Annotated in this window: 17 protein-coding genes; 10 read left to right on the top strand and 7 right to left on the bottom strand. The window is 68.8% G+C overall.

All coding sequences use genetic code 11. The annotated features are described in order from the left end of the window. Nucleotides 1-11 precede the first annotated feature (11 nt). The 6 genes from ACSMXV_RS14435 to ACSMXV_RS14410 form a co-directional block, all read right to left on the bottom strand. Entirely contained in the window at nucleotides 12-554 is a 543-nt protein-coding gene (locus ACSMXV_RS14435) for a C39 family peptidase (RefSeq protein ID WP_473178932.1), read from the bottom strand. 112 nt (nucleotides 555-666) lie between these two features. Then, nucleotides 667-1,728: a threonine/serine dehydratase gene (locus tag ACSMXV_RS14430; RefSeq protein WP_473178031.1), complete on the bottom strand. Its 1,062-nt coding sequence runs from the start codon at nucleotides 1,726-1,728 to the stop codon at nucleotides 667-669. 46 nt (nucleotides 1,729-1,774) lie between these two features. Then, nucleotides 1,775-2,773 carry a D-alanine--D-alanine ligase family protein gene (locus ACSMXV_RS14425; protein WP_473178030.1) on the bottom strand — a complete coding sequence of 333 codons (999 nt, stop codon included), beginning with the start codon at nucleotides 2,771-2,773 and terminating at the stop codon, nucleotides 1,775-1,777. Between the two features lie 13 nt (nucleotides 2,774-2,786). Further along, nucleotides 2,787-3,206, bottom strand: a complete 420-nt coding sequence (locus tag ACSMXV_RS14420; RefSeq protein WP_473178029.1) for a DUF6415 family natural product biosynthesis protein — start codon at nucleotides 3,204-3,206, stop codon at nucleotides 2,787-2,789. Continuing rightward, nucleotides 3,203-3,658: an ATP-binding protein gene (locus tag ACSMXV_RS14415; RefSeq protein ID WP_473178028.1), complete on the bottom strand. Its 456-nt coding sequence runs from the start codon at nucleotides 3,656-3,658 to the stop codon at nucleotides 3,203-3,205. The genes ACSMXV_RS14420 and ACSMXV_RS14415 overlap by 4 nt, the downstream gene beginning before the upstream one ends. After that, nucleotides 3,655-4,455, bottom strand: coding sequence for a TauD/TfdA family dioxygenase (locus ACSMXV_RS14410; protein WP_473178027.1), 801 nt, complete (start codon nucleotides 4,453-4,455; stop codon nucleotides 3,655-3,657). The genes ACSMXV_RS14415 and ACSMXV_RS14410 overlap by 4 nt, the downstream gene beginning before the upstream one ends. A gap of 166 nt (nucleotides 4,456-4,621) precedes the next feature. Between ACSMXV_RS14410 and ACSMXV_RS14405 the strand changes: the two genes are divergently transcribed. The 4 genes from ACSMXV_RS14405 to ACSMXV_RS14390 all read left to right on the top strand — a co-directional run bounded on the left by ACSMXV_RS14405 (nucleotide 4,622) and on the right by ACSMXV_RS14390 (nucleotide 8,913). After that, on the top strand, nucleotides 4,622-5,041 hold the full coding sequence (locus ACSMXV_RS14405) for an NUDIX hydrolase (RefSeq protein WP_473178026.1): 420 nt from the start codon (nucleotides 4,622-4,624) through the stop codon (nucleotides 5,039-5,041). A gap of 21 nt (nucleotides 5,042-5,062) precedes the next feature. Beyond that, a complete protein-coding gene (locus ACSMXV_RS14400) occupies nucleotides 5,063-6,214 on the top strand; it encodes a hypothetical protein (protein WP_473178025.1) in 1,152 nt (383 codons plus the stop codon). A 216-nt stretch (nucleotides 6,215-6,430) separates the two neighbouring features. Beyond that, on the top strand, nucleotides 6,431-7,900 hold the full coding sequence (locus tag ACSMXV_RS14395; protein WP_473178024.1) for a carph-isopro domain-containing protein: 1,470 nt from the start codon (nucleotides 6,431-6,433) through the stop codon (nucleotides 7,898-7,900). Then, nucleotides 7,897-8,913: an FAD-dependent oxidoreductase gene (locus ACSMXV_RS14390; protein ID WP_473178023.1), complete on the top strand. Its 1,017-nt coding sequence runs from the start codon at nucleotides 7,897-7,899 to the stop codon at nucleotides 8,911-8,913. Before ACSMXV_RS14395 ends, ACSMXV_RS14390 begins: the two co-directional genes overlap by 4 nt. 66 nt (nucleotides 8,914-8,979) lie before the next feature. Here ACSMXV_RS14390 and ACSMXV_RS14385 read toward each other — a convergent pair whose 3' ends face one another. Then, nucleotides 8,980-9,492, bottom strand: coding sequence for a hypothetical protein (locus ACSMXV_RS14385; RefSeq protein WP_473178022.1), 513 nt, complete (start codon nucleotides 9,490-9,492; stop codon nucleotides 8,980-8,982). Nucleotides 9,493-9,724: 232 nt separating this feature from the next. On the opposite strand from ACSMXV_RS14385, the gene ACSMXV_RS14380 reads away from it, so the two are divergent. From ACSMXV_RS14380 to ACSMXV_RS14355, 6 genes are all read left to right on the top strand, one after another. Further along, on the top strand, nucleotides 9,725-10,087 hold the full coding sequence (locus ACSMXV_RS14380) for a hypothetical protein (protein ID WP_473178021.1): 363 nt from the start codon (nucleotides 9,725-9,727) through the stop codon (nucleotides 10,085-10,087). Further along, nucleotides 10,077-10,526 carry a DUF6093 family protein gene (locus tag ACSMXV_RS14375; RefSeq protein WP_473178020.1) on the top strand — a complete coding sequence of 150 codons (450 nt, stop codon included), beginning with the start codon at nucleotides 10,077-10,079 and terminating at the stop codon, nucleotides 10,524-10,526. The genes ACSMXV_RS14380 and ACSMXV_RS14375 overlap by 11 nt, the downstream gene beginning before the upstream one ends. 39 nt (nucleotides 10,527-10,565) lie before the next feature. After that, complete coding sequence (locus ACSMXV_RS14370; protein ID WP_473178019.1) at nucleotides 10,566-10,997, top strand: HK97 gp10 family phage protein; 432 nt, start codon at nucleotides 10,566-10,568, stop codon at nucleotides 10,995-10,997. Between the two features lie 107 nt (nucleotides 10,998-11,104). Then, nucleotides 11,105-11,431 carry a hypothetical protein gene (locus tag ACSMXV_RS14365; protein ID WP_473178018.1) on the top strand — a complete coding sequence of 109 codons (327 nt, stop codon included), beginning with the start codon at nucleotides 11,105-11,107 and terminating at the stop codon, nucleotides 11,429-11,431. Between the two features lie 125 nt (nucleotides 11,432-11,556). Beyond that, the gene (locus ACSMXV_RS14360; RefSeq protein ID WP_473178017.1) at nucleotides 11,557-12,147 is read left to right on the top strand and encodes a phage tail tube protein; all 591 of its coding nucleotides are present in this window, start codon (nucleotides 11,557-11,559) and stop codon (nucleotides 12,145-12,147) included. Between the two features lies 1 nt (nucleotide 12,148). Next, on the top strand, nucleotides 12,149-12,673 hold the full coding sequence (locus ACSMXV_RS14355; RefSeq protein WP_473178016.1) for a hypothetical protein: 525 nt from the start codon (nucleotides 12,149-12,151) through the stop codon (nucleotides 12,671-12,673). Nucleotides 12,674-12,824 lie beyond the last annotated feature (151 nt).

Below are 12,824 nucleotides of genomic sequence, written 5' to 3'. Positions count from 1 at the left end.
GGTCTGTGACGCTACTGACGGGATACGACGGAAGCGTCGCGGGCACGCCCGGCGCGCAGCGAACACCCTGGGTCGAGGGAGACGCCGCGCCCGGCGAAGAACGACTCGAAGGCGGTGACCGGCTCGGCGGCGTTCTGGGCAGCGGGTGTGTGCCCGGACGGGTTGCGCCAGTGCAGGCAGCCCTCGGAGTCCGTGCCGATCAGGAGCACGAGGTGACCGCCACGCCCAGGTGCGGTGCGGTCGATGCGGCGGATCTCCTTGTGCACGGAGGCGATGACCATCCGCCCGGCCTCCAGGAGCTGGAGAAGCTCGTCGAGGCTGAGGCGCGGGTGGACGATCGCGTCGAGCTGGTGGATCGTCTTGGCGTAGTCGGCGAACGGCGCGTAGATCATGCCGGAGCTGGAGCCGTCCTCGTTTTCGCGGTACGCGCCGTAGCTACGGGCCCCCGCGAGCAGCTCGAACAGCGGTGGGGCGTGCCCGTCGCGGTGCATGAGGATCATGCGCAGGCAGGCCATGCCACAGATCCGCCGACACCACGTCGCGTACGTGTCCACATCGGGGGCCCCGGACACCGCCCAGGCAGGGTCGGTGTCCGGCGCCAGGTTGTCGTACGCGATCTGGGCAATCAGGTCAGGGCTGGCGTACTGGGTGATGAGCGGTACACCGTCATGCAGTTGAGGCCCCGGTGGCCTCGTGGGGCTGCATGCCGGACAAGGAGCGGGAGAGGGCACGGCCGAGTTCCATTCGGTCGAGGGCGAGGCCGGCGAAGTGCCGGAAGGTGGACCAGTCGACGTTTCCGCCCGACAGCACCACGCCTATGCGGCCGTTCGGCAGCCAGCGGGCGGCGGCCGCGGACAGCATGCCGGCGAAGGCGATGGCGCCGGAGGGTTCGGCCACGGTGCGGTAGTGGCGCCACAGGTGGGCCATCGCCTCGGAGATGAGCTGGTCCGGCACCGTGATCACATCGTCGAGAAGCCGCTGATTGATACGGAACGTCTCCTCGGTGGGCGTGGTGTGCCGTAGCCCGTCAGCGATGGACTCCGGGGTGTCGATGATGACGCGCTGGCCTGCAGCCAGGGACCGGCGGGTGTCGTCCCCGTCCTCCGGTTCTACGCCGATGACCCGGACCTGCCCGGGATGGGCGGATGCGGCCAGTGCCGCGCCTGCGGCGAGGCCCCCGCCGCCGACCGGCACGAACATCACTTGCAGGCTGGGGTCTGCGCGCAGCAGCTCCCAGGCGACTGTTCCGGCCCCGGCGATCACGTCGGGTGCTCCGGCCGAAGGCACCACGGTCAGGTGGTGGGCGTGGGCGTACTGGGCGACGATCGCGTCCCTGCGTTCGGTCTCCCGGTTGTAGGTGACGACCTTCGCGCCGAGCGATGACAGCTCGGCGAGCTTCACGTCTGGCGCGTCGTGGGGGACGACCACGGTCACGGGGACCTTGAAGAGCTTTGCGCCGAGCGCGAGAGCCAGGGCGTGGTTGCCGGATGAGGCGCCGATCACGCCTCGCTCGCGCTGTGCATCGGGCAGTTGCTGCAGGGCGTGGTAGGCGCCGCGGAACTTGAACGATCCGGTGCGCTGGAGGTTCTCGGCTTTGATCAGCACGCGCCGTCCGAGTCTGCGATCGATGGCCTCCGAGGTCAGGATCGGTGTGGGGACAGCGATACCGCGAAGGCGTTCAGCCGCGACGGCCACGTGCTGCGCGGACAGGTCGGTGAAGGACGACACGGGCGGGCTCCCTTGCGAGGGCGTACGCAAGTCAGGGTGGGCGAGATCAGGACACAAGCAGCGCGGATGTGACCGTGGCGGGGGCGCGTCGGTCGGTGTGTGCTCCACGAGTGATGAAGGCGATGAGCTGGTCGTAGCTGAGGCCGTAGGCCCGTGCCATCTGCGCGAGGTTCCCGGTCTCGGACAGCCCCGGAAGCGTGTTGACCTCCAGCCACAGGGGCACGTCGGCCTGGTCGATGATGAAGTCGTGGCGGCTGTAGCTGTGGCAGCCCAGCGCCCGGTGCGCGGTGATGGCCTGGTGGCGTAGGAGGTCCAGGGTCTGCGAGGGCAGGGGCGCAGGGCATAGGTAGTGGCACTCGGCCTGTGCGCGCTTGGCCTCGTAGGTGTAGAGCCCGCTTGGTGTGACGGCTTCCAGCGGCGGCAGAACGCGCAGTGTGCCGTCTTCTTCGAGGACGCCGACGCTGACCGGTCGGCTGGCATGGAATCGCTCGACCATCAGGGCCTCGCCCTCAGCGGCATGCAGGGCAGTGGCGAGTTCGTCCCCGTCGCGAGCGAGGCGGAGGCCGATCGAACCACCCTCGCCGGAGGGCTTCACGATCAGAGGCAGCCCGAGCTGGTCGGTGATGCGCTGGGCTTCATCCGATGTGCTTCGGGCCGGGTCGACGACCGTTCCCTCGGGGACGCGGATGCCGGCGGCCGCGACGATGGTCTTAGCGAGCGGCTTGTCCATGCCGAGCGCGGAGGCGCGTACCCCGGAGCCGGTGTAGTCGATGCCGAGGGTTTCCAAGAGCCCTTGGAGGGTTCCGTCTTCGGCGCCGCGTCCGGCGATCGCGAGGAAGGCCAGGCTGACGCCGACGAGGTCTTCGAGGAGCGTGATGTGGGCTTCCTCGAGGTCGATCTGGGTGGTCTTAATGCCTTGTCGGTTCAGGGAGTCCAACACGGTGCGGCCGGAGAGCAGCGAGCGGTCGCGTTCTCGTGACCAGCCGCCGGTGATGACCGCGATCGGCTCGGAGAAGTCTGCAGGGTCGAGCAGGGGCACGTTCACGTCGGTCTCCTGGTCAGTGGGGTCGGCGCAGTGCTTGCATCTGTGGCGCGCATCGAGCAGCGCGGTCTCGGTCGGTGTCACGACTCAGCCCCTGCGATTCGTAGACCTCACGGAGGACGGAGAGCAGGAAGCGGCAGGAGCGGGCAAGCGCCTCCAGGCTGGGGGCGGTCCTCGCGTCGTCAAGGTCGTTGCGGGCGGCGTCGATTCCGGTCTGGATGAGGTACCAGCGCCGGTCGCCCTTGTAGAGGCGGTCCGCGTACGCCTGTGTCTCCGGGATCAGGAGCCCGATGTGTCCACGCAGCAGCAGCTCAAGGCGCTGGGCATCCGCGGTCGGCAGGCGTGACGCGGAGCGATCAAGGACTGTGTCGATGGTGTTCTGGATCGTTTCCCGGTCGATCGGGGGACCGGCGGCTTCGGCGCCAGGACCAGTCATGGTGTGGCCTCCCACGCCCGGCGCTGGGGGATGGATAGGAAGCACCAGGTCGCCTTACCGGTCTCGTACGGTCGCCAGCCCCATGTCTCGGCCAGTGCCGCTACGAGCTGTAAGCCGCGGCCCTCTTCGGCCTCCTCGTCGCGGCAGCAGAGGCGCGGCGGGCGCGGTGAGGTGTCTCGAACTTCGAGGAGGACCGCGCCGTCGTGCTGCTGGAGCACGAGGGAGCTGGATCCGCCGACGTGCTGGACGCTGTTGGCGACGAGCTCGGAAGTGAGGAGCGCCATGTCCTGTGCCAGCACCTCCAGACCCCATGCGGTCAGCGAGCCGTGAACCAGCGTCCGTGCCCGGCGGACCTCGCTGAGGTCGGGCCGGATGCTGAACGAGAGCGCTCTGGTGACATGGTCACCGTCCACGGTCGTGCTCTCTGGCGACGCGGTGGATGCTGTTCTCACAGGAACTCCAGGGTCATGGGCAAGGTGAGTGCGACCGGCTCGGGAGCGAAGCCGCGGGGGAGGGAGAAGCGCGGATCGCCCAGGGCTCGCCAGCACAGGCGATCGCCGGTGAAGGCGGTGCGTGCGTGCAGCCACCGTTCGTTGTCGAGCAGGTAGCCCTGGCCCGCGGTAAGCGGAATGCGCAGCTGGTGCTGCGTGATCGCGGCGCGCAGCCGCGGCAGATGGGGTTGCACGATCGGGCTCCAACGGGCCAGTCCATCCAGACGCAGCCGCAGCGACACCCGGCCGTCCTGGGCAAGGGTGAACACCTGGGTGGCGTGGCCGTCACCCGCACCGAAGAAAGCGGTACGTGGCCGGGAGAGGTCGGCGGTCGCCTCGCGCTGGTGAGTGCTCAAGTCGGCGTGCACCGCGCGACCGTCCGTCAGCAGGCTCTCGCCGCCCTCCGCGGCAGGGCGGCCGCACACCAGCAGCATCAAACGGGGCGGCGTGGGAGTGCCCGACCGTTCGGTGTGCGGGGCGAGTTCACCGTTGCCGAGGCCGGCGAACCCGGGGCGGTGGGCGTGACGGCCGGTGTCGCGGATCGTCGTCAGCCCGTCGGTGTCGCTGTCCCGGTGAGGGGTGATGTTCATGATCCGGGCGGCGAGGGCGAGAACAGCGGTACGGGACGTCAGCCCGTCGAAGGTGACCAGCCCGGTATCGCGAAGCCGCACGGCGATGTGGGCTTCTGCCTGTGATGAGGTGAGTTCCACGCGGTGGGGCGTGAATACGTCGTCGGGGTGCTGTAAGGCATGTCGCATCGCGGGACTCCTTCGCTGGTCGGGGCTCTCACTGTTCGGGCCGGCACGTCCGGCGGTAAAGCGACAGACTGTCGACTCGGGCAATTCGCCCGTCCGGGACGGCTGCCAGCAGCCTGCGTGCTACGTTCCGAACGTCCGGGTCCGGCCGCGAACGACGAGGACTGTCATGGCGTACACACCCCCCACCTGGCCCGTCTCCGTCAAGGGCGTGGCCCTGGACGGCCGCGGCAGAGTGCTGCTGCTCAAGAACGAGCGTGATGAGTGGGAGCTGCCCGGCGGCCGTCTCGAACCCGCCGACGAAAGCCCCGAGTCGGCCGTCGAGCGCGAACTCGCCGAGGAGACCGGCTGGGTCGTCAAGGCCGGACCGCTGCTGGACGTGTGGATCTACCAGCCGCTCCCGGAGACGATGCCGGACCGTCGCGTCCTGATCGTCACGTACGGCTGCACCGTCCTCACCCCGGACGCCGAACCCGCGCTGAGCCACGAACACAAGCAGATCGGGCTGTTCGGCGCGGATGAGGTGCCCACGCTGAGGATGCCCGACGGCTACAAGCAGTCGATCAACGCCTGGTACGGACGGGGATAACCCGCCGTGCCCAGGGGTGACTTGCAGTCTCGACCGACGGCCCAGCATGCCGTGTGGCACTGGGCGACTCCGCAGGCCGAACGCGTCCTGGCCACTGGCGACCTTGGTGCGATCCTCCGCTTCTACCGCGCCGTACGCGGCATGAACCAGACCCAGCTCGGGCTGCTCCTCGGCTATGACAAGACGTATATCTCGTCGCTTGAAATCCGGAAGCGGAGCTTGGACGACGTGGCATCGAGGCGCCGCGTCGCCGAGCGGCTCTGCCTGCCGCCGCACATCCTGGGCGTCACCGATCCGGCCGATACCGACCACCGCGCGATGCTGCAGTTCGGCGAGTCCACCGTCCGTCTCGCGGAGATCGCCCGGCAGACCGGTCACGCCTCCGAGGCCGTCGCCGAGCTGTGGCCCCTGGTCGCCCGGCTGGAAGCCCGCCTCGAGGACGGCCACACAGAACGCGATGTCCTGCGGCTGCTCGGCCGCGCCCGGGTCGGACTCGGTGTGGCGCTCGGCAACGTACTGCCGGAGGAACGCCTGAGCACCGCCGCCCGCTGGACGGCCAAGAGCCTGGAGATCGCCCGGTACTTCGACGACCCGCGCTTTTCGTCGTACGTCCTGCGCATGCACGGCAACGAACTGCGAAAAGCCCGCATTCATGGCGCCGCGGTCGAGCGCCTGCGCCGCGCCGTCGCCCTCGCCCCTGACCGGGACGCCCGCGCTGCGGCGCTTCCCCTGCTCGCGCGTGCGGCCGGAGCGATGCGGGACCGGGAGATGTTCGACGCGGTGATGCGGGAGACCGACGCCCTGCTCGAGGAGGCTGAGCACACCTCGCTCTTCAACCCGTACGCCTTGCATGAGATCAGGCTCCGCGGTCTCGTCGCGACGGGGCGTACCCACATCGCCATACGGCTGGCCGAGGACAGCCCGGTCCCGGCTACGACCGTGGCGCCGCAGTGGCGCGTGATCGAGCTGGTGACCGTCGCGCACGTGCGGTTGCTCGCAGAGAACCGGAACGGGGCCGCTGAGTCGCTGGATACCGCGGTGCGCGAAGCCGTGGCGCAGAGACTTCCGCACCAGCTGCAGCGAATCATGCGTACGGCGGGGGAGCGGCTGCCCGACGTACAGGGCGCTGCGGCGCAGGGGCTGGACCAGCTGCGTCAGGAGATGGCGGCCTAGCAATCGCCTGTTTTGACCTGTCACGACCTGCCTCTCGGATGTGGGAAGGGATGGCTCTTGGTCACCAAGAACACCCGCCCGGCCGTGCGCTAGACAGCCGCCCGACCGGTCAACTCGGTCAACTTGCACGCAGGTTGATCAGGCGTGGTGCAGGCTGGGAATGTCGTCTACGCGCACGTGTCGTCTGCGAGACGATCCACGGGGAGGCGGTGTCGCATGCCGAGAGCACCGAGGGAGCGCAACGAGGCGCTGGCTGCCTGCCTGGATGAACTCGGCTGGAACCCGAAGGTGCTCGCCCGCAAACTGAACCGAGCCTTCGGAGCGGGCACAGTCGCTGAGTCGGCTCCGTACCACTGGCGCGACGCCGGACGCGTGCCGAGGTCACCGCTTCCGGCCATGGCCGCGTACGTCCTCTCTCAGGCACTCGGACGGGTGATCTCCGCAAACCAGTTGTGGCAGGGCAAGGCTCCCGACGCGCCGCTGCTCGTGCCGGCTGACGAGAGCCTTGAACATCCCTGGACCTACCAGGGGCTGATGCACATCGTGGAGGACTGGGTGATCGGCGGACTTGTTGACCGGCGCCGCTTTCTGGCGATCTCGGGGGCTGGGCTGACGACCGCGGTCGCGAGGTACTTGGACGGTATGGCTAGTCCCGGTCGCGGTTCGTTCAGCCCGCGGATGACGGACGACATGTCCGGGGATCCGCTCGTGACCCAGGTCGAGCAGAACCTTCCGCTCCTCCAGCGCCTTGACGATGAGCATGGCGGTGCTCGTCATCTCCCGTATGTCGGCGCCCAGTTCCGCGCCGTGGGTCTGCTCCTGCACGACGGGGGGATCAAGGAGGCCGTCATGGTGCGGCTCCTGAGGGCACTCGCAGAGGTGGGGCAACTCGCGGGGTGGATGGCCTTCGACGCAGCCGATCACGGACTCGCGCAGCGATACTTCCTGACCGCCCTGCGCGCCGCACACCAGATCAACGACCGGCCGCTGTGTGCACACATCCTGGCCGACATGTCCTTCCAGGCGGCGACCAGACAGCAACCTGCCGACGCCGTCGCACTGGGCGAAGCCGCCCGACGCGCGAGCGAGGGCGGGCCGACATCCGTACGCGCATCGGTCCTGTCGCGGCTGGCACACGGGTACGCGGCGGCTGGGCGAACCAGCGACTTCGAGCGCACCCGCGACCCCGCCAGAGAGCTGATCGAACAACGGTCCGACGGCGAGGATGATCCCCGGTGGATGTACTTCCTCACGGCCAGCCACCTGGACTGCCAGGCTGGTTACTCGCTGATCAGCCTCGGCCGATCCACATCCCGTGACGGCAGCCGAACTCTCGGGCGGAAGTACGTCAAGCAAGGGCAGGCGCTACTGGAGTCAGGAGCGTACGCGGTGGCGAAGGGCCACCCAAGTCAGCGCAGGGCCCTCTTCGAAGGGGCTTGGCTGGCCTTGGGATACAGCGCGTCGGGTGAACTCGAGCGGTCCTGTGAGGTCGGGCGAGTGGCTGCGGCGCGCCTGGAGACGGTTCGCTCCCCGCGCAGCGCTGCGCTCCTGCAGGAGCTGGCCGCCGAGCTGCGCCGCAGGGCCCGGAATGCGCATGCCCGGAGCTTCCTTCCGGAACTGGAGGAGGCACTGAATGCGCACGCGGGCTCTGCCCCGGGCCGGACGGCGGCTAGGTTCGGAGTATGAGCAACATGGGGACGGTCGTCATCGTGGGCGGGGGTGTCTCCGGCCTGACGACGGGAGTCGCGCTGCTCGAGGCCGGTCTGTCCGTTCATCTGGTGGCGGAGGAGATCCCCGGGCGTACGTCGCTGGCGGCGGGGGCGATGTGGGGCCCCTATCTGGCCGAGCCGTGGGTAAAGGTGCGGGGGTGGAGCCTTGTGTCGCTGGGCGTCTTCCAGCGCCTCGCCTCAGACCCTGCGACCGGCGTGCGCATGGTGAGCGGCGTCGAGGCTGCCCGGCACCCGATGGCCGCGCCGGAGTGGAGCGACCTGCTTCCCGACTTCCGGCGTTGCACGACGGATGAGCTGCCGCCCGGCTTCCACGAGGGCTACCGATTCACAGTCCCGTTGATCGACATGCCGCGCTATCTGGACTACCTCCTTCGCCGCTACGAGGCGCTGGGCGGAACCTGCGAAGAGCGCAGGTTGAAGACCCTTGACGAGCTCGAAGTCCTGCAAGCGTTCGCCGTTGTGAACTGTTCCGGCCTGGGTGCCCGCGAACTCGCCGCCGACATCGACCTGCGTCCCGTCCACGGACAGAATGTGGTCGTCGAGAACCCCGGGATCTCGGAGTTCTTCTCCGAGGACACCGGCCTGTCTCCAGAGCTGCTCTGCATCTATCCGCACGGAGACACCGTGGTGCTTGGCGGCACTGCCATGGACCGCGCGGAGGCCCCGCAGAACGCCGACGGAGCGGCGGCGGGCGGCATCGTCGAGCGGTGTGTCGACGTCTTCCCTCGCCTGTCCGGTGCACGGGTCCTCGCGCTACGTGCGGGGGCCCGGCCCATGCGGCCGGAAGTCCGGGTAGAGAGGGAACAGCGCCCGGACACGTCCCCCGTGATCCACAACTACGGACACGGCGGCGCCGGAGTCACTCTGTCCTGGGGCTGTGCACGAGAGGTCGTTTCTCTCGTCGCCGCGTCAAAGAGGGACCGGCGCGGGACCGCGACTGACGGGGCGAAGCCCACTGGAGAGACATGAGCGGAGAGGGAGCCTGGCGATCGGCGCCTTCGTGGTGGGGCAGGTGGGCTGGGTGTGCCCGGGCGCTCAATTGCCCAGTTCAGCGGCCCACGTATTGAACTGTGCTGTCCATCGGCGGATGTCGGTCTCGGACTTCTTGTCCGCCGCCAGGAGGAGCTGGCCTCCGGCAGGGTTCTCGATGACGACGAAGACGTGCCGGTCGTCGACCTTCTTCTGAACGGCGAGACCTGCAATCACGGCACCGATCGGCCCTGCAAGAAGTGCCCCGGCGGTCATGCGTGTCGCCGTCGCCCGGCGGTGTACCGAGCCCGAGGTCTCGACCGTAGCGCGGGCGCCCTTGATGTCGATCGCGTCCTGGCCCGGAGCTGAGGCTCTGCTGCCGAAGACTTCAAGCTGCAGGAGTCGCTTGGCCTTCGCCGGAATCGATGCCCCGCCCCCGCTCGTTCGTGCCACGACGTGTGGTGCTTGTGTGGCCCGAGCCTTCGCACTGTGACGCGCCTGCGCTGCGCGGCCCTCGGGGGACAGGGCATACAGGATCGCGCCCGCAGCGAGCGCGAAAGCGCCGATGACCCCCACCATGTCTCCTCCCCATCCCGCCACGAGGAGTAGGAGTCCTCCAGGCACGGCGGTACAGATCCCGGCGTAATAGAGAGAGGAGTGCTCGTCCTGGCGGGAGTCAGCCATTGGCCATCGACCTTCATGGGCTCGCGACGGATACAACTCGGCGTATAAAGCGGGAAGTTGATCGTACGCGGCGTGGGGCGTGGGCGCAGGTTGTTGACCTCTCGGGGCATGGAATTAGGCTCCGCCGATGACCATGCCGAACCGGTTTCAGATGACCATGGACGGCCGCTCTCCCGCGGTCGTCGTGGACGGGAACGACGTGAGCGACCTCGTGACGTCCGTCGATGTGCACGCGGAGCCCGACCAGCTGCCTGTCGTCGTGCTGCAGCTCGCGTCGGCGAAAGCACGCCCGGCTGTCCTGGATCTGCTGGCCCGCGTGCAGATCGGGGTACCGCCGGAGCCCGGCCCTGCAGCCGCCGAGTTCCTTGAGGCCATGGACCCTGTCGAGGTGGAGAGAGCGGCGCTCGCTCGCGCTGACCTAGAGAGCGTGCCAGGTGGTGGAACCGCGGCAGTGATGCGGCAGTTGGCGGAGTGGGCCCGTGGGGCTTGATCTCTCCGGAGTGCGACGGGCGGTGGAGGACCTCCTTGAGGACTCCCTGCAGCTGTGGCGTGACCCCCAAGGGGAGGCCGATGACGTGCTCGATGAGGAGTCTGGGGTGCTGACTCCCGCCCCGGCCGGGGCCTCACTGGTCTGGGAGGGAGCGGGAGCGGTGCTCCTGTCCGGACTGCCGACCGGCTCACCACCACTGGACGGTGCGATGGCGAAGCTGCCCTTCGACTCTGCGTATCAGGGCATGCTGCCCCTCAGCGTGCCCCGCGTACAGGCCGGTGACCTTCTTGTGGTGGCGGATTCGGCTCGGGATGCCCAGCTCTCAGGTTCCCGCTTTCGGGTTACCGGAGTTGGTTCAAGCTCCTTTGTGGTGGTGCGAATAGTTCGATTGCAGTTGCTCGGTGCGCGATGCCGTCCGGGGTCCGGTGAAGTCGATTGACGGGCGGTGTCCCAGTCGCGGAGTCATTAGGCTCCGCCGGTGACGACGCCGGTGAACCCACATCCGAACGCCCATCCCGACGCTGCCGCCTTCCGTGACCCGATCGCACTGGCCACCTCGCTGGCCCGGATGGTCCCCGCGGTGCGGGCACGGACGAGGGCGATCTCGCGGCATCACGCGATGTTGTTGCGGGCGCGGATTCAGCGGAACGCCTCGGGACGGCCGGGCCCCAACGTCATCACGGGGCAGTACCGGGCGTCGTGGGATGTGAAGGTCACGGTCAGCGGGGGCCGGGTGACGGCGGTGGTGTTCACGGAGGCGCCGCAGTCGCGGCGGTTGGAGTACGGGTTCGTCGGGGTGGACCGGATTGGCCGGCAGTATCGGCAGCCGCCGTATCCGCATATCGAGCCTGCCTTCCGGCAGACCGAGCCTGGCTATCTCGATGCCTTGGAGAAGGGGGTGTTGGGGTGAGTCTGCCAAGGCTGCCGCTGACTCGGGCGCTCGTCGAGGTACTGGCGGCGGGGACGGGGCGGCCGTGTGGGCTGGGGGTGCTGCCTCGGGCTGCCGATGGTGGGCCTGTGGCGTTTCCGTACGCGATCCTCGACAGTCTGGCCGGGGAGTTCTCTGGGCCGCCGCTCGCGGACTGGCATGCGGATGCGGTGTGGACGTACCAGGTCACGAGCGTGGGCGAGCGAGCCGATCAGGTGCAGTGGCTCGCCGACCGGGTGCGCGCGGTGGTCGTCGATCGCGCGGACGGGCGCTGGTGCTGGGAACTGGGCGTGCTCGGAATGGCAGTGGTAGACCGGGAGTTGACTGCCGATGCGGGCGGGGATCCGGTTGACGGTTCGCAGGGCGATATCGTTACCTACGTACAGCGGTTCGCGATCACTGTGAGCCCTGCCTGAGCTTCTCCTTACCGCGGAGGTCCTCGCGGACGCCCGGCCCACCTGCTGGCCCGGCGGTCCCCTCTGGACCTTAAAGGGGCGGTGATTCGCTGCGAGTTGCTGCCCCAGAAGCGGGAGCAGCCCCCATGTCCCAGCAGCGTTTCATGCGGCGCGGTATCACCAAGATCTTCTGGCTGAGGGAGATCAGCGCCGAGTCCAAGAGTCCGACGCGCGCGGAGCTGTCCGAGCCCAACGCGACCGAGCTGTCGGAGGCTATCTCTGACGTCGAGGGGTGGGCGCTGACCAACGAGGCGATCGAGACGCCGGACATGGCGTCGACGTTCACCAGCTCCATCCCGGGTGAGGACAAGGCGGAGGATTCGTCGTTCACCTTCTACGAGGACAAGGTCAACGACGCGGTCGAGCAGCTGCTGCCCAAGGGCGCGAAGGGCTGGGTGGTGTTCCTGCGCAAGGGCGATGTGCCGGGCTCGAAGTCGGTCGATGTCTTCCCGGTGCAGGTCGCCTCGCGGTCGGCGCAGTACAGCACCGGAAATGAGGCGGCGAAGTTCCAGGTCTCCTACACGATCACCGCGCCGCCCGCGCTGGATGTCGCGGTCCCGCCGGCCACCCCGAAGACGCTCCCGGCGCCAGCCGAGGACGGGGACTGCGAGGACGACGAGCACGTGGACATCGCGGTCGTCGCCGCCGCGGCGGTGACCGATCACGGCGGCCAGTGAGGTGGCCGGTACGGAGCCTGCCGAGGATCTGTGGGCAGAGAAGATGCAGCGGCTGCGGGAGCGTCCGCTGCCGCAGCACACCGTACGGATCTGTGACGACGACGAGCTGCGCAGGGCCGATGCCCGTGCAGAACAGGCCGCCGAGGGCACGCGATACCTGGCCAACGCCAACCCCGACGACGAAGACCTCGCGAAACGCGTCACCGAGACCGCAGAGCAGCAGGCCGCCGCCCGAGCGGCCCTGGATGCCGCCTCGATCGTCCTCACCTTCCGGGCCCTGCCCCGCCCGGTGATGGAGGAGCTGCTCGGCCAGCATCCGCCGACCGACGAACAGGCGGCGGAGGGCGCGGCGTTCAACCCGGACACCTTCCCGGCCGCATTGGTGGCCGCCTCCTCCGTCGACGGGATGAGCGAGGCGGAGGCCGCGGAACTGCTCGGCTCGTGGTCGGCCGCGGATGCGAACGCGCTGTGGGAGGCGGCCTGGCAGGTACAGCAGGTCAGCCGGGCCGATGTGGGAAAAGGCTGAGCGCGGATGGGCGGCTGCGGGCCGAGCTGGAGCTTTGTGACCGCTGGGGCATCCCCCATTCGCGCTTCCTGGGCGGGGATGGCCGTTGGTCGGAACTGGACCGTGCGAAGGCTCTGGCCTGGCGGTCCTGGCAGCACAGCCTGTGCCCGGA

The sequence above is a fragment of the Streptomyces sp. DSM 42067 genome (genome assembly GCF_055792885.1).
This window is presented reverse-complemented; position numbering and strand designations above follow the sequence as displayed.